This window comes from Actinosynnema sp. NPDC050801 (genome assembly GCF_040673975.1).
In the GTDB taxonomy this organism is placed as follows: Bacteria; Actinomycetota; Actinomycetes; order Mycobacteriales; family Pseudonocardiaceae; genus Actinosynnema.
Window position 1 is genome coordinate 223396 of sequence record NZ_JBFAQZ010000014.1, and the last position, 15713, is coordinate 239108.

The 15713-nt window shown below is 71.8% G+C and carries 12 protein-coding genes; 2 read left to right on the forward strand and 10 right to left on the reverse strand.

Annotated elements, in window-relative coordinates; genetic code table 11:
- Positions 1-24 precede the first annotated feature (24 nt).
- Both AB0K14_RS28325 and AB0K14_RS28330 read right to left on the reverse strand, forming a co-directional pair.
- Entirely contained in the window at positions 25-726 is a 702-nt protein-coding gene (locus AB0K14_RS28325; RefSeq protein ID WP_360449150.1) for a zf-HC2 domain-containing protein, read from the reverse strand.
- Positions 723-1274: a sigma-70 family RNA polymerase sigma factor gene (locus tag AB0K14_RS28330; protein WP_360449147.1), complete on the reverse strand. Its 552-nt coding sequence runs from the start codon at positions 1272-1274 to the stop codon at positions 723-725. Before AB0K14_RS28330 ends, AB0K14_RS28325 begins: the two co-directional genes overlap by 4 nt.
- Positions 1275-1858: 584 nt before the next feature.
- Between AB0K14_RS28330 and AB0K14_RS28335 the strand changes: the two genes are divergently transcribed.
- Positions 1859-2182 carry a hypothetical protein gene (locus tag AB0K14_RS28335; protein ID WP_364339198.1) on the forward strand — a complete coding sequence of 108 codons (324 nt, stop codon included), beginning with the start codon at positions 1859-1861 and terminating at the stop codon, positions 2180-2182.
- Positions 2183-2194: 12 nt separating this feature from the next.
- Here AB0K14_RS28335 and AB0K14_RS28340 read toward each other — a convergent pair whose 3' ends face one another.
- From AB0K14_RS28340 to AB0K14_RS28350, 3 genes are all read right to left on the reverse strand, one after another.
- A complete protein-coding gene (locus AB0K14_RS28340) occupies positions 2195-3103 on the reverse strand; it encodes a DUF1996 domain-containing protein (RefSeq protein ID WP_360449142.1) in 909 nt (302 codons plus the stop codon).
- 102 nt (positions 3104-3205) lie between these two features.
- A complete protein-coding gene (locus AB0K14_RS28345; protein WP_360449139.1) occupies positions 3206-3742 on the reverse strand; it encodes a hypothetical protein in 537 nt (178 codons plus the stop codon).
- 224 nt (positions 3743-3966) lie between these two features.
- Positions 3967-6027, reverse strand: a complete 2061-nt coding sequence (locus AB0K14_RS28350) for a PQQ-dependent sugar dehydrogenase (RefSeq protein ID WP_360449136.1) — start codon at positions 6025-6027, stop codon at positions 3967-3969.
- 304 nt (positions 6028-6331) lie between these two features.
- Between AB0K14_RS28350 and AB0K14_RS28355 the strand changes: the two genes are divergently transcribed.
- On the forward strand, positions 6332-7411 hold the full coding sequence (locus AB0K14_RS28355; protein ID WP_360449133.1) for an ABC transporter ATP-binding protein: 1080 nt from the start codon (positions 6332-6334) through the stop codon (positions 7409-7411).
- A 29-nt stretch (positions 7412-7440) separates the two neighbouring features.
- Here the strand turns inward: AB0K14_RS28355 and AB0K14_RS28360 are convergent, their stop codons facing one another.
- From AB0K14_RS28360 to AB0K14_RS28380, 5 genes are all read right to left on the reverse strand, one after another.
- Positions 7441-8826, reverse strand: a complete 1386-nt coding sequence (locus AB0K14_RS28360) for an alpha/beta hydrolase (protein ID WP_360449130.1) — start codon at positions 8824-8826, stop codon at positions 7441-7443.
- A 123-nt stretch (positions 8827-8949) separates the two neighbouring features.
- Positions 8950-9528, reverse strand: a complete 579-nt coding sequence (locus tag AB0K14_RS28365) for a helix-turn-helix domain-containing protein (RefSeq protein ID WP_360449127.1) — start codon at positions 9526-9528, stop codon at positions 8950-8952.
- A gap of 40 nt (positions 9529-9568) precedes the next feature.
- Positions 9569-11611 (reverse strand): PhoX family phosphatase, encoded by a 2043-nt coding sequence (locus AB0K14_RS28370; protein WP_360449125.1) that lies wholly within the window; start codon positions 11609-11611, stop codon positions 9569-9571.
- 54 nt (positions 11612-11665) lie between these two features.
- Positions 11666-13396, reverse strand: a complete 1731-nt coding sequence (locus tag AB0K14_RS28375) for a long-chain fatty acid--CoA ligase (protein ID WP_360449123.1) — start codon at positions 13394-13396, stop codon at positions 11666-11668.
- Positions 13397-13407: 11 nt separating this feature from the next.
- Positions 13408-15525: a molybdopterin-dependent oxidoreductase gene (locus AB0K14_RS28380; protein ID WP_360449120.1), complete on the reverse strand. Its 2118-nt coding sequence runs from the start codon at positions 15523-15525 to the stop codon at positions 13408-13410.
- Positions 15526-15713: the final 188 nt, after the last annotated feature.

Below are 15713 nucleotides of genomic sequence, written 5' to 3' on the forward strand. Positions count from 1 at the left end.
GACCGGCCAGACCGGCTAGACCGGCTAGACCGGCACGGTGACGATCCGCTCGTCGTCGAAGTTGCGCACCTCGATCGCCGCGACGTCCTCGGGCGCGATGAGCGCCGAGCCGTCGAGGTTGGTGCCGTCCTTCTCTCCCGCCGCCGAGACCAGCCAGCTGCCCGCTTCCTGCCTGCTGCCGTCCTTGGCGACGACGAACAGCCTGCACTTCTCGTTCTCCGCGATGCCCGCCACGGACGCGTTCACCCGGACCCACCCGGCGGCGGGCTTGACCTGCACGGTCATCCGCGCGCCGGTCCGCGGGTCGGTGGCCGACCCGAGCCTGGTCCCGGCGGGCGGCACGGGCTGGGTCGAGGCCTGCTGCGTGGCGGCCACGTCGGGCGCGGTGCCCCGGCCGACCGCGAAACCGCCGCCGAGCACGACCGCGGCCACGGCCGCCGCGACCAGGCCGAGACCGACCTGACGACGGCGGAGCTGCGCGCCGCGCTCGGACCGCACCTGCCGCAACGTCCGCTGCAACAACAGGTCACCGCCTTCGGGCGGACCGTCGAGCAACGCCTCGGGGGGCACGTCGCCCATGACATCGGCCATCGACCTCAGTTCGGTCAACTCGGCGCGGCACCGCGGGCAGGACGCCAGGTGGGCCTCCACGGCACGTGCCTCCCGCTCGTCGAGCACGCCCAGCACGTATGCGCCGAGCAGCTGTGGATCGTGGTTCGTGGTCATCCGGCCACCCCCTTCAGCGCCACCTGTTGCCCGACGAACGTCTCTCTCAACGCGCGCAGCGCGTAATGCGATCTCGACTTCACCGTTCCCGGGGGCACCCCTAACGCCTCGGCCGCCTCGGTCACGCTGCGGCCCCGGAAGTAGATCTCCATCAGCACGTCGCGGTGGTCCGACGACAACCGGTCCAGGGCTTCGAGCACGACCATCGAGTCCACCACGGAATCGGCGTGGTCGCGCTGCACCGGCGGGGTCAGCGGGGTCTCGGCCACCTCCTGGGGCCGGGCCGCCCTCGCCCTGATCCGGTCCGTGACGATGTTGCGCGTCACCGTGAGCAACCAGCCGCGGACCGACCCCTTGCCGTTCACCAGGGCGTCCGGGTGCCGCCAAGCGCGCACGAGGGTTTCCTGGACGACGTCCTCGGCCGCCGCCCGATCCCCGGTCAACCGCGTCGCGTAGGCGAGCAGCGCCCGACCGTGCTCCTCGTAGAGGGACCGGATCAGTGCCTCGTCGGCCGCGGCCTCCCGTTTCCGGGACCACAGAGCCGCCATCCACCCACTCCTCTCGTCAACCCACGCCACGGACACGGACGCCGGAGGGGTTCGGTTCACCGCGGGCGGGAGAAGTTTCGCGGGTGTGCCCGGACCTCCGCCGCCGAGCCCGCACCACCACGCCGGCCGGAGCCCTCCGACCGGCGGGCCACCACGCCGGCCGCGCGTGCGGGAAGAACACGCGAATCGACGCGGTACACCGATTCCGGGCGGGTCGGAATCCTTTCGATCCCGCAGTCCCGACGCTTCGGTCATTCCTCCGATCGGGTGGGCCCGATATCGCCGTAGGTGATCTCCCGTGCGGTTCCGGAGATGTCGCCGAAGCCCGCTGAACAGGCGATGACGGTGCCGCCGCGAGCGAGAGCACAACGACCGCCGGTGCGCGATTCGGGGACCGTGACCTGGCGGTCCGGTCCTCGGCAGCGCGCTGGACAGGCCCGAAACAGGTGGGTAACTTCCACCGGGAACGTCGATCGGACATCGTCGACGAATTCTCACGAAAAGGAGTATCGATGAAGTTCAGGAACGTCGTGGTGACACTCTTAATGGCGCTCGGATTGGCGATTTCGATCACACCCGGTGCGATGGCAGTGAGCGACTCTTGGACGCACCCGGGCGATATCGGCAGGGCGAGCTACAACGACAACGGTGACAGCTACTGGGTGTGCGACATCAAGACCGACGACATCGGTGTCGTCGGCCGGATCAACGTCAAGCAGGCGGACGGCAGTTGGCACCACTTCCCCTACGTCCGGGACGGCAACGGCAACAACGGTGACTGCAGCACCCCCAACAACGTGGACGTGATCCGCGAGAACGCCTACTACACGTTCACGGTCTGCCTGCAGAACACCAGCGGGGGCACTCCGTACTACTGCCGCGAGTCGCCGCAGATCCCCGGTGCCTGACCGGGTCGAGGGCTAGGCGCAGGTCTTCCCGGTGTTCACGCAGGTCGTGACGTGGTCGATCAGCTCGTCCGGCATGACGTTGACGAACATGGCGTGGTCGGTGCGCGGGTCGCGCCGCTGGTCGGGGAAGCTGTCGATGGCGTACGGCCGCCCGGCGGGGACGTCGTAGGCGACCCGCACGCGCAGCTTCGGCACCGGGAACGTGCCCGGCCGGCACGCCCCGTTCGACCCCGGGAACTCGATGTGCGCCCGGTGGCTCGGACTGTCGGTGGTGCGGCCGTCCCAGCAGCTGGGGAAGTCGAACGTGCGCAGCACCCTGCTGCCCGGAGCGCACTCCGGGTAGCGGTCGGTGTGCCGGTCCTCGAACCCGGTGCAGCTCCACCGCGCCCGGCCGCGGCCGGTGTTCACCGCGGCCGGGTCGCCGGTGATCATGCGCAGGAACCTCGGCATCGGCACGACCTCGCTGACCGGGCTGCCGGTGAACGCGATCTCCACGCTCGACGGCGGCAGCACCTCGCCGGTGTTCCCGTGCACGCCGCCGCCGGGCGCGTGCTCGTCGTGGCCGGTCCGGTCGGTGAGCCGCAGCACCGGCCAGTAGTAGGTGGACCGGTCGCCGGAGCCGCAGGTGGTGCCGGCGGCGGCCAGCGACTCGTCGGTGGAGCCGGCGTGCGTGCCCACGTTGCCGACGTACTCGTGGGTGTGGTGCGCGCCGGACGGCTGGCCGGGCGCGATGACCATGTTGTCGGCGTTGAGGTGGCGGGACTCGTTGCGCCCGCAGTCGACGCGGAACGTGCCGGTGGAGGCGTCCTGGGTGGTGGTGACCGACTCGACCGCCACCGGCACGTCGCCGATGGCCACGGTGCGGCTGTCCGCGCAGCCGGCGGCCAGCACGAGGACCAGCAGCAGTGGCGACCACCTCACGTCGACAGCTTATTCGGACGGGCACGACCCGACGCAGGGCGACCGGCCGGCTGAGACGGTGAGGCGACGAACGCGCGGCACGGCGGGCACCGAGTGGGCGATTCAGGGTGACCGGGTGGCGGAGCCGGTGACCAGGACGCGGCCGTCGACCGTGACGACGGCGACCGCGGCGAGCTCGTCGGGGTCGACCATCGCGGCCCCGGCCAGCGCGGTGTCGCCCGGACCGGCATCGACCGGCCGTGAACCGGTGGACCGGGCATCGGCGGACCGGGCATCGGTGGACCGGGCGTCGGCGGACGGGGCGGCGACCCAACCGCCGGCCACGTAACGCCGTCCGCGCACGTCGGTGACCACCAGTTGGCACCGTTCGCCCGCCTTCACGCCGTCGACCACCGCGCGCAGCCGCACCCAGCCGTCGGCGGGCGTGATCGTGGCGGTCATCCGCACGCCGTCGGCCGTGGTGGCGACCAGGACCCGCTCCCCCGGCACGCTGTGCCGGCCGAGGTACGCGCCACCGGCCAGCACCGCGGCGGCGAGTGCGGTGCTCACCGCCGCGACGACACCGCCGCGGCGCTTGCGGTCGCGCATCCGCTCGGTGCGGACCTGGCGCAGCGTGCGTTCGAGGATCGGATCGTGCATCTCTTCTCGTTCAGCTCGTGCTCGGACGTGCTCCGAACGGCGACGGGTTGCGGCGGGTGGCGTGCATCGGCGGGCCTTCCTCACTGGCGACCAACACCCCTGACACGGACCCGTGGGACGTTCGGTTCAACGTCCGGTTCGACCGCCGCCGGATCGACGCCGACGTGCCGCGAGGCGGCCCCGACCCGGGACCGCCTCGCGCGGGTGTCGCCGTGCCGACCGGGTCAGTTCAGCTGGACCCGGAGGATGCGGCTGTTCGAGTTGTTGGGCACGCTGTCCCGGTCGTCGCTGGTGGTCAGCCACAGGCTGCCGTCCGGCGCGCGCTCGACCGTGCGCAGCCGGCCGTAGGTGCCCTGGAAGTGGGTCGTCTCCGAACCGACCGACGTGCCGCTGATCTGCAGCCGGTAGAGCCTGCTGCCGCGCAGCGCGGCGACGTAGACGGCGTTGTTGACGATGGCGATGCCGCTGGGCGAGGCGTTGGCGGTGCTCCACGTCCGCTTCGGCGCGATGTAGCCGGAGCAGCTGCCGGACGTGCCCTCGCACGCGGGCCAGCCGTAGTTGCCGCCGCGCTCGGACAGGTTCAGCTCGTCCATGATCGTGTTGCCCAGCTCGGCCTGCCACAGCCTGCCCTGGCCGTCGAACGCCAGGCCCTGCACGTTGCGGTGGCCGTAGGTCCACACGTACCGGGCGTTGCCGCCGTTGCCGTAGAACGGGTTGTCGCTCGGCGGTGAGCCGTCGGCGTTGAGCCGCAACACCTTGCCGCCCAGGTTGGACAGGTCCTGCGCCCAGTTCGCGTTCTGGCCGTCACCGGTACCCGCGTACAGCTTGCCGTCCGGCCCGAACTCCAGCCGGCCGCCGTTGTGGTAGCGGTTGCGCGGGATCCCGGTGAGCAGCACCTGCACCGAACTCGGCACCAGCGCGTTGTTCTGCACCTTCACCCGCACGATCCGGTTGTCGTTCGCGGCCGTGTGGTAGATGTACAGGTAGTTGTCGGACGCGAAGTTCGGCGACACCTCCAGGCCGAGCAGGCCGCCCTCGCCGTTCGTGGTGACGACGTTCGGCACCGTGCCCAGGGTGGTCTTCGTCCCGGACGGCGACAGCTTGACGACGTCGAACGCGTCGCGGCGGGTGTAGACGCCGGAGCCGTCGGGCAGGAAGTCCAGGCCCCACGGCACGTCGGTGTCGGTGGCCAGCTGCGTCACCGCGCCCACCTGGTCGCCGCCCGACGACGTGGTGGCGCTGACCCCGGTGCTCCAGTCGGAGACGTTGCCCACCGCGTCGTACGCCCGCACGGTGAACAGGTAGGTGGTGTTCGGGGTGCGCCCGCCGATGGTGGCCGACGTGCCGGTCGCCTCACCGACCCTCGACCCGCCCGCGAGGATCTCGTAGCGGGTCACGCCGACGTTGTCGGTCGACGCGTTCCACGCCAGCGACACCGAGTTCGCCGTGACGCCCGTGACGCGCAGGCCCATGGGAGGCGTCGGCGGCTGCGTGTCGGCCTGCGCAGGCGGTGTGGTCACCTCGGTGTTGTTGCTGGCCTGGGAGATGTTGCCGGCGGCGTCCTTGGCGTTGACGTAGTAGACGTAGTTGCCGTTGGGGTTCAGGCCGGTGATCGTGGTGGAGGTGCCGGTGACGGACTTGACGAACTGGCCCCGCTGGTAGACCTCGTAGGACGTCACGCCGACGTTGTCGGTGGCCGGGTCCCAGGCCAGGTCGACCGAGGTGGGCGTCACGTTGGCCGAGCGCAGGCCGGTCGGCGGCGACGGCGGCGTGGTGTCCGCCTGCCCGGTCTCGCCGAACACCTGGAACTCCTGCAACGAGTAGCCGTTGTAGGTAGTCGTGCGGCACCGCGTGGTGCCGTACATGCGGACGTACCGACCGCTCCCGCTCACCACGAGGTCCTCCACGCCGCCTTGGCCGTTGGCGGTGGAGTGGACGCTGGTCCAGGTGTTCGCGTCCGACGAGACCTCGACGCGGTAGGCGCGGGCGCAGGACAGGTCCCACTGGAGCCGGACCCGGGTGATGGCGGCGGTGACGCCGAGGTCGACGTAGATCCACGACGGGTCGACCCCGCCGCGGCTGGCCCACCGGGTGGACGAGTTCCCGTCCACGGCCATGGACGGCGCGTAGCCGGTGGTACCGGAGGACGAGGCGACCGCCGGTTTCCCCTGGGACAGCAGGACGGGCGCCGCGCTCGCGGGCGCGGCGGACACCAGGGCGGACGCCACTACGGCGAGCGCGGTCGCGAGCGGGACCGGCCAAGCGCGCCGGGTACGGGGTGCCACAGAAGCCTCCACGGTCGTTGGCGACTCCCCCGGAACACCAGGGGATCGGTGCGGCGGCGGCGGGGTGCGGCGGCGGAAGGGCGGCGCGGCGGCGGAGAAGGACGTCAGCGTGACCGGGGTCTGATTTTTCGCAACTGTTTGACCCCCGAGTCGGTCGCGTGTAGTCATCGAGCTGTCACCCAAACGGTAAGGGCTTTCCCCAGCAGCGTCCAGTGGTGTCTCGTGGAGAGGGGGAGCGAATGCGCCCGATGTCGCGCTTGCGCCGGTCCACCGCGCTCCTACCCGCCGTGCCGGCGGTGACCGCGTGCGGCGGGAAGACCCGCTGATGAGCCACCGGTTCACCGAACTGCGCGTCGACGGCGTGCGCCGCGTCTTCGGCGACCACGTCGCGCTGGCGGGCATGGACCTGACCATCAGGGCCGGTGAGTTCGTGACGCTGCTCGGGCCGTCCGGCTGCGGCAAGTCGACCGCGCTCAACTGCCTGGCCGGGCTGCTGCCGCTGTCCGGCGGGCGGATCGTGCTCGACGGCACGCGCATCGACCGGCTGCCGCCGGACAAACGCGGCTTCGGGATGGTGTTCCAGGACTCCGCGTTGTTCCCGCACATGACGGTGCGGCACAACATCGCGTTCGGCCTGGCGGTGCGGAAGGTCGCGCGGGCCGAGCAGGCCCGGCGGGTGGACGAGGTGCTGCGGGTGGTGCGGTTGACCGACCACGCGGACAAGTACCCGGCGCAGCTGTCGGGCGGGCAGCGGCAGCGGGTGGCGATCGCGCGGGCCGTCGTGCCGGAGCCGCCGCTGGTGCTGATGGACGGGCCGCTGTCCAACCTGGACGCCTCCCTGCGGCTGGAGATGCGGTCGGAGATCCGCAGGCTGCACCGGTCGCTCGGGCTGACCACCGTGTACGTCACGCACGACCAGGAGGAGGCGTTGGCGCTGGCCGACCGGCTCGTGGTGCTGCGCGACGGCGCGGTGCAGCAGGTCGGGTCGCCCGAGGAGGTCTACACGCACCCGCGCAACCACTACGTGGCCGGGTTCATGGGCTACCGCAACCTGCTGTCGGTGACGGTCACGTCGGTGTCCGGCGAGCGCACGACGGTGTCGCTGGGCGGTGTGCCCTTGACCGGGGTGCACCGCGACGGCCCGCCGTCGGGCGACGCGGTGGTGGCGATCCGGCCGGAGGACTTCAGCGTGGCGCTGCGCCGGACCCACAACGTGCTGGAGGTCGTGGCGGAGGTCGTCGAGTACCACGGCCGCGAGCAGGCGGTGGAGGCGCGGCTGCCCGACGGGCAACCGCTGCACCTGCGCACCACGAGCAGGCTCGCGCCGGGTGACGCGGTGCGGCTGCGCGTGCCGGCCGAGCGGGTCCTCGTGTTCACGCCGTGACCCCGTGTGCACCACCGGCCCGCCCTCGCTCACGGCAGCAGCAGCCCCCAGTGGACGGCCCACGGCACGAACACCACGCCACCGGCGACCAGCAGGCCGAGGCGCACGTCCGACCTGGCCCGCCACCACGCCGGGATCGTCGCGGCGGTGGCGACCACGGCCGCGACCGCCAGCAGCTGGAGCCCCAGCCACGGCAGCGGTCGGCCCGCCACCACCGGGCCGAGGCTCTTCGCGCCGCTGGAGGCGAGGTGGCCCAGGTACCCGAGCAGCCCGAGGACGCTCAGCAGCCCGGTGGTGGCCGCCCCACGCGCCGCGCGTCGACCGGATCCCGCCTCGCGACGTCCCCGCAGCCGACGCACGGCCGCGCCCACCCCGTAACCGGCGAACGCCACCAGCAGCACCACGACCGCGCCGAGCTGCACCCACGGTGACCCGGCCTCGACCGGCGTGCTCCGCTGCTCCTGGTGCGGCGCCGGGCCGACCTCGGTGGTCGGCGGCGCCGCGGCGAGCCCGTCGACCCACGTGGCGACCTGCTCCAGGTAGGCCGGGGACACCTCGTCACCCCGCTGGAACCCGGCCGGCGACAACCGCATCGTGTGATCGGCGCCGGGGACGGCGCGCAGCGCGTAGTGCCCGTTGCCGCCCCGGTCGAACGACTCCTGGAAGACGCGCATGCTCTCCGCCGCGGGGATCACCCGGTCGAGGGCACCCCACAAGCCGAGCACCGGCTGGGTGATCCGCTCCAGCACCGGCGCCGGGTCGTAGCCGGCCTCGGGGAACACGCCCGCGCCGACGAGCAGGCCCAGGGTGGTGCGCGAGACGGTCCCCACCAGCGAGCCGGTCACCCCGGCGGCGGCGAGCCGGTTGACGAGGTTCCACGACTGCTGCCGCTCGGGCGCCATGCCGGGCGCGCCCACCGTGACCACGAACGCCACCTCGGTCGAGCCGGACGCGGCCAGCGGCGCCACCCAACCGCCCTCGCTGACGCCCCACAGGCCGGTGCGCGCCGGGTCGACACCCGCCTGCGCCCGCAGGGCCCGCGACGCGGCCAGCGCGTCGTCGGCCAACAGCCGGAAGTCGACGTCGGACCTGGACCGCTTGGGCCGCTTGTCGTAGATCAACGTCACGATGCCCGCCCGCGCGAACGCCTCGGCTTCCCGGCGGTAGCCGTCCCGGGTCACCCGCCCCGAGCCGTGCACCATGACCATGGCGGGCCGGGGCGTGCCTGTCTCCGGTGCGATCACCGTGCCGTGCAGCGTCAGGTCACCGCTCGAGAAGGTGATGTCCTGCTCGACCAGCCCGGCGGGCGCGGCCCGGGCCGGCGACGCGGGTGCGACCAGGGCCGCGATCACGGCCGTCGTCGCGAACAGCCGTCCGAGGGCACGCCGAAACGGCGAGTTGCGTCCGGGGAGCACAGGTGCTCTCCTTCCAGTGGGAGTCCGTGCGTACGAGGAACACGCCGAATCGGCGTGGTGCTGCGGCTTCCGCCTTCCTGGGCCGTCGAGTGCCAGCTCGACGGCCCAGGGTTCTCCGCGCGGTCAGGGACGCTCGTCCGGCTCCGGTGCGCCGGGGAGGGGGAACCCGAAGAAGCGGACGGCCACGGGTCGCGCGTCGGCGGGCGTTCGCGCCGCCGGTCGTTGGTAGCGCTTGAGCAGCGCCATGTACTCGTCGAAGAACTCGTGCAGCTCGGGCAACGTCACCCGGATCGTGCCCCGCGAGTGGGGCAGCGCGTCCGCCCACTCGCCCAGCTCCGCCCGCCCGGCCAGGTAGCTCGCGAACAGCTCCTGGTCCGCGGCGAGCTTGAGCTGGTTGAGCTGCTCCATGAGGGACCGCACCTCGGGGTCGTCCGGCGCGCGGGGGTAGCGCAGGTCCAGCACGGGCGTGCGCCACCACCGCTCCCGGCCGCGGGCGCGTTCGGGCACCTCCTCCACGAAGGCGTGCTTGGCCAGCATCCTGAGGTGGTAGCTGGTCGCGCCGCTGCTCTCGCCCAGTGCCTTGCCCAGGATGCTGGCCGTCGCCGGGCCGTGCTGCCCGAGGTGCCGCACGATGCGCTGGCGCAGCGGGTGCGCGAGGGTGCGCAACTCGTCCACGTCGGTGATCTCGCGCGGTTCGACCATTATGCAAAGCTACCTTTGCAAAGGTGGCTTTGCAACCAGCTCAGCCGATCTCGTCGAGGTGCCGCCCGCCCGGCTTCCACACCGCCACGACGGACGGGCGCGGTTGGCTCGTCCCGCCGTCCGGCCAGTGGGAGGCGGGGGCGTCCGCGCTCGCGCCGTCCACCTCGCCGGGGTGCTGGACGCACACCGTGATCACCCGCTCGCCGATGACCGGGCCGCAGGTCTCCCCGCCGCGCGGCACGGTGAGGAACAGCTTCACCCGTCCCCGCTCCGGCCCTTCGGTGGCGACCGCGTACAGGCCGTCGTTCAAGCCGCCGAGGGCGCCGCCGGAGTCGGTCGAGATCCACAGGTTGCCGTGCCGGTCGAACGCCACGTTGTCCGGGCTGGAGATCGGCGACACCCGGTCCTTCGGGAACCCGGCGAAGTAGGTGTCCGGCGAGTTCGGGTCACCGCAGACGAGCATGAGGTTCCAGCCGAACGTGAGCGACCGCGGGTCGCCGTGGCGCTCGGTGAGCTCCAGCACCTGGCCGTGCTTGTTGGCCACCCGCGGGTTCGGCTCGGTCGCGCCTTCCTTGCCCTCCTGGCCGCGCTCGACGTTGTTGCTCAGGGCGCAGTAGATCCGACCGGTGTGCGGGTGGGCCTCGATGTCCTCCGGGCGGTCCATCTTGGTCGCGGCCACCCGGTCGGCGGCCAGGCGGGTGAAGACGTAGACCTCCTCGGCGGTCATGCCCGGCACGAACGAGCGGTCGCCGGCGGCCAGCGGGATCCACTCGCCGCCGCCGTCGAACCTGCCGTCCGAGGGCAGCTTGCCGGAGCCGTCGATCTCGGCGGGCGGGCTGTCGCCGGTGAAGCGGCCCACGTAGAGGGTGCCGTCGTCGAGCAGGGTCATGTTGTGCCTGCGCGCGGCCTTGCTGTCGCCCTTGCGCACCCTGCCGGTGGAGACGAACTTGTAGATGTACTCGAACCGCTCGTCGTCGCCCGAGTAGGCCACCACCCGACCGTCGGGAGCGAGGCGGACGTTGGCGCACTCGTGCTTGAAGCGGCCCAGCGCGGTGTGCTTGACCGGCGTGGAGCCGGGGTCGTCCGGGTCCAGCTCGACCACCCAGCCGAACCGGTTGGGCTCGTTGGGTTCCCGGGCCAGGTCGAACCGCCGGTCGAACCGCTCCCACTTGCGCTCACTGGCGCCACCGGTGATGCGGTAGCGGGCGAGCCGGGTCCGCGCCTCGGCGTCGGGCACCTGGTCGGCGTTGGCGAAGTACTGGTTGAAGTTCTCCTCGCCGGACAGGATCGTGCCCCACGGCGTGACACCGCCCGCGCAGTTGTTCAGCGTGCCCAGCACCCGCGTGCCGGTGGGGTCGGCCGAGGTCTTGAGGTACGCCGAGCCCGCGGCCGGGCCGGTGAGCCGGAACGGGGTGTGCAGCGTGATGCGGCGGTTGTGCCGGGAGAACTCCGGGACGAACCGGCCCGTCGACGGCTTGCGCCGGACCTGGACGACCGACAACCCGTGTGCCGCCCAGGCGATCCGGACCTGCTCCTCGGTCGGGTTGTCCGGGTCGTAGCGGTGGAACATGAACTGCTCGCTGGAGTACTCGTGGTTGGTGACCAGCAGGTTCACCAGCCCCAGCGGGTCACGGGGCAGCAGGGCGGCGAAGTCGCAGTTGTAGCCGAACTGGCGGGCCTGCGCGGCGGCGGTCTGGTGCTCGAAGTCGAACGCCGGCGCGTCGGGGAACAGCGGGTCGCCCCACCGGATCACCACGGCCTGCTCGTAGCCGTCGGGCACGACCACCCGGTCCAGCTGGTTGGGCGTGACCGGGGTGAAGTCGATGCCCCTGGTCGGCCGGGCGGTGTCGGCGTGCGCCGGCGCTGCGGTCGAGGCCGCCAGGGCGACGACCGCGCCGGCCTTGAACACCGTGCGGCGGCTGATCACCTCGCTGATGACGTCGCCGAGGTAGGGGTTGTCGGTCGGGTTGGGCGCCTCGTGGAAGCACGCGTCGCCGCAGCGGTACGTGCAGGTGACCCTGGCGCGGCCGGGTGAGTGGTTGGCGAGCAGCGGCAGGTGAATCCGTTGTGACGGCAACGTCATCGCCTCCTGTGTAGGTGGGGTTCCGAGTACCGTACGACGTCGTCGACCCGACGTTCAGCGGTAGAGCTCCCCGTACAGCCCGGCGTGCGTCGAGTGCACGACCTTGCGCTTGACCTTCAACGTCGGGGTCAGCTCGCCGTCGTCCTGGCTCAGGTCGCGGTCCAGCACGGCGAAGCGCTTGACCTGCGAGACGGGCGCGAAGTGGGAGTTGGCCTCGTCCACCACGTCCTGGACCAGCGACCGCACCTCGGGCGTGCGGGCCAGGGTCGGCAGGTCCGTCGGCAGGCCCTGGGCCCGTGCCCAGGGGACGACCTCGTCCTGGTCCAGGGTGATCAACGCGACCAGGTACGGCTTGAGGTCGCCGTACACGACCGCGTGCGAGATCCAGCGGGACTGGCGGAGCTGGTTCTCGACGTTGGCGGGCGCGATGTTCTTCCCGCCCGCGGTGATGATGATGTCCTTCTTGCGGCCCGTGATGGTGACGAAGCCGTCGTCGTCGATCTCACCCAGGTCGCCCGTGTGCAGCCACCCGTCGGTCAGCACCTCGGCGGTGGCGGCGGCGTTGTTCCAGTAGCCCGCGAACACGTGCGGCCCGTTCATCAGGATCTCGCCGTCCTCGGCCAGCTTCAGCTGCAGACCCGCGATCCCGTACGCGCCGACCGACCCCAGCTTGTGCCGCGCCAGCGTGTTCACCGTGCCGACGCCCGTCGACTCGCTCATGCCGTAGCCCTCCAGCACCGGCACGCCGGCCGCGGCGAAGAACTCCAGCACCTCGACCGAGATGGGCGCCGCGCCGGACAACGCCTGCCGGAGCCGGCCGCCGAAGATCGCCCGCACCTTGGCGAACACCGGGTCCACCCGCTCGAACGCGGCGGCCAGGTCCGCCGGCAACGGCCGACCGGCGGCCCGCAGCTCCCGCACCGCCAACCCGACCCGGACGGCCTGCCGCAACTGCTCCTCCGGCACGCCGGCCGTGGCCGCGGTGTAGACCTTCTCGAAGATCCGGGGCACCGACGGCAGGAACGTCGGCCGCACCTCTGACAGCTCGGCCACCACCTTGTCGGTGTCGCCGCCGTAGAACGCGACCGTGGCGCCGATGTACAGCGCCGACAGGTGCACGATCTGCGCGAACACGTGCGCCAGCGGCAGGAACAGGTACGACACGTCGTCCGGCGTGATGTAGGACAGGTCCTCGGTGAGCCGGCACATGGTCAGCCAGTTGCGGTTGGTCAACACGCAGCCCTTGGGCGGCCCCGTGGTGCCCGAGGTGTAGATGATCACGGTCGGGTCGTCGGGGTCGATCGCCGCACGGCGGTCGTCCAGCTCTCCCGGCACCGGCGACGTGCGGCCCTGCGACCGCAACTCGTCCAACCCGCCGTCCTCGATCACGACGACGTCCCGCAGCGCGGGCACCTGCTCCCGGATCGAGTCCACCTTGTCCCGTTGCGCGGCGGACTCCGCCACCAGCAGGACCGCCCCAGAGTCACCGATGATCCACGCGCACTCCTCCGCCGCGCTGGACGGGTAGATCGGCACCACGATCCCGCCCGCCGCGAGCACCGCCAACTCCACCGCCGACCACTCGGGTCGGGTGTCGGACAGCACGCACACCCGGTCGCCCGGCTCCACACCCAGGTGGACCAGCCCGGAGGCCAGCTCCATCACCCACTCGGCCACCTCGGTGAACGTCAGGTCCTGCCACTGCCCGTCCCGTCGGTGGCGCCACGCCACCCGGTCGTCGTGCCTCTGGGCGGCGGCGAAGGGCAGGTCGGCGATGACGCGCATGGAGGTGCTCCTCACTGAGCTGAAGACGCGGAGGGGGTGACGTGCACGGGGACGCCGTTGAGCACGGCGGTGCCGGAGAGCGGGTCCAGGGCCAGGTCGTCGGTGAGCAGGTTGACGTTGACGCCGGGGTGGGCCCTCGCGGTGGTGAGGCGGGTGCCGGGGCGGTCGTGGCCCCAGCCGTGCGGCAGGCTGACCACACCGGCGGCCAGGTCGGCGCTGACCTCCACCGTCACCTCGACCTCGCCGACCCGTGACGTGACCCGGGCCAGGCCGCCGTCCACCAGCCCGAGCCTCTCGGCGTCGGCCGGGTTCACCAGCAACGTGCACAGCGGCTTGCCCTTCACCAGCGCGGGCACGTTGTGCAGCCACGAGTTGTTCGACCGCAGGTGCCGCCGACCGACCAGCACCAAACCGCCCACCGGTGCGTGCAGCGCCTCCAGCACGCGCGGCACGTCGGCCGCGATCGGCTCCGGGCACAGCTCGACCCGCCCCGACGGCGTGCGCAGGATCTCCGGGACGCGGCTCGTCAACGGTCCCAGGTCCACCCCGTGGGGCCGGTCGAGCAGGTCGGCCAACGACAGCCCGTACGGACCGGACCGCAGGCGCGCGTCCAGCAGCCGTTCCTCGCGGGTGTACTCCGAGTCCCCGCTCAGACCGACCAACGCGTCGAGATCGGCGTCGGGCCCGAGCCCGGCGAAGATCCCGGTCAGCCGCAGCAGGATGTCGCCCTCGTCCAGCTCCCCGGGCCCCAACGGCGCGGCAGGCCGCGAGTACTTGGCCACGTTCCGCACCGACAACGACAGGAACGCCAGGTCGTAGTGGGCGCGCCGACTCGGCGGCGGTGGCGGCAGGATCACGTCCGCGTGCCGCGTGGTCTCGTTCAGGTAGGGATCCACCGACACCATGAAGTCCACAGTGGACAAGGCCGCGTCCAACCGCCCCGAGTTGGGCACCGACAACGCCGGATTACCCGCCACCGTGACCAACGCCCGCACCTGCCCGGCCTCGATCTCGTCGGCCAACGTCACCACCGGCAACTCCCCCGCCACCTCGGGCAACCCCCGCACCCGACTGCGCCACCGCCCGGTGACGAACCCCTTCCCCGACCCAGTCCCCCGACGACCGTGTGCGGGCAACGGGAACATCGCACCCCCGGCACGGTCCAAGTTGCCGGTCAGGACGTTCAGCACGTCGACCGCCCAACTGGCCACCGTGCCGAACTCCACCGTCGTGGTCCCGATCCGCCCGTACACCGCCGCCCGGGGAGCCGCCGCCAACCGGTGCGTCAAGGCCCGGATCTCCTCCGCCCCGATGCCGCACCGCGACGCCACCACCTCCGGCGTGAACGGCTCGACGAGCCGCCGCACCTCCTCCACCCCCACGACGTGCGGCGCGAGGTCTCCAAGATCCACCAACGAGGCCGCGAACAACTCGTTCACCATGGCCAACAGCAGGAACACGTCCGTTCCCGGCACGATCGGCAGGTGCCCGTCAGCCGCCGCCGCCGTGCGACTGCGACGCGGATCGACCACCACGAACGCCCCACCACGCGCACGCAACGCCTTCAACCGACCGGGCGCGTCGGGCACGGTCCACAGACTGCCGTTGGACGAGAACGGATCCGCACCGAGCAGCAACAGGAAGTCGGTGCGATCGACATCAGGTACCGGGATCGAGTACATGCCACCGAAGAGCAGCCCGCACGACACGTGCTTCGGCATCTGGTCGACCGTCGCCGCCGTGAACACGTTCCGCGACCCCAACGCCTTCCGCAACCCACCCGCGTACAACCCACCGGCCAACGAGTGCACCGTCGGATTCCCGAGGTACATCCCCACCGCATCCCGACCGTGCTCGGCGATGATCCCGCTCAACCGCCCGTCCACCAGCGCGAACGCCTCATCCCACGACACGGCCTCGAACTCCCCGCCCCGCCGCACCACGGGCACCCGCAACCGGTCCGGATCCGCGTCCAACGCACCGAGCGACGCACCCTTCGGACAGAGGAACCCACCGCTGAACGGATCCTGCCGATCACCACGAACCGCAGTGACCCTGTCCCCCTCGATCGTCAACTCCACCCCACAGGTGGCCTCACACAACGGACAGGTCGTATACGCCGTACCCACGCGACTCTCCACCCCTCCCACCCCCAAGGCCCCCAACGGACCCGCCACCAACCCACCAAGGCCCCCACAAGGACCCCAACGGACCCGCAGCGCACCCACCGAGGCCCGATTTGACATGGGTTCGGGTGCCTTAGGCTGGACGAAGCCGGGCAGGCAGGGCGGGACGCTTTTCCCCGCCGTGCCTGCCC

Excerpts from the sequence above, each read along its gene's own strand:
- AB0K14_RS28325 (WP_360449150.1), bottom strand. The coding sequence starts at position 726 with ATGACCACGAACCACGATCCACAGCTGCTCGGCGCATACGTGCTGGGC.
- AB0K14_RS28330 (WP_360449147.1), bottom strand. The coding sequence starts at position 1,274 with ATGGCGGCTCTGTGGTCCCGGAAACGGGAGGCCGCGGCCGACGAGGCA.
- AB0K14_RS28335 (WP_364339198.1), top strand. The coding sequence starts at position 1,859 with ATGGCAGTGAGCGACTCTTGGACGCACCCGGGCGATATCGGCAGGGCG.
- AB0K14_RS28345 (WP_360449139.1), bottom strand. The coding sequence starts at position 3,742 with ATGCACGATCCGATCCTCGAACGCACGCTGCGCCAGGTCCGCACCGAG.
- AB0K14_RS28365 (WP_360449127.1), bottom strand. The coding sequence starts at position 9,528 with ATGGTCGAACCGCGCGAGATCACCGACGTGGACGAGTTGCGCACCCTC.
- AB0K14_RS28370 (WP_360449125.1), bottom strand. The coding sequence starts at position 11,611 with ATGACGTTGCCGTCACAACGGATTCACCTGCCGCTGCTCGCCAACCAC.
- AB0K14_RS28375 (WP_360449123.1), bottom strand. The coding sequence starts at position 13,396 with ATGCGCGTCATCGCCGACCTGCCCTTCGCCGCCGCCCAGAGGCACGAC.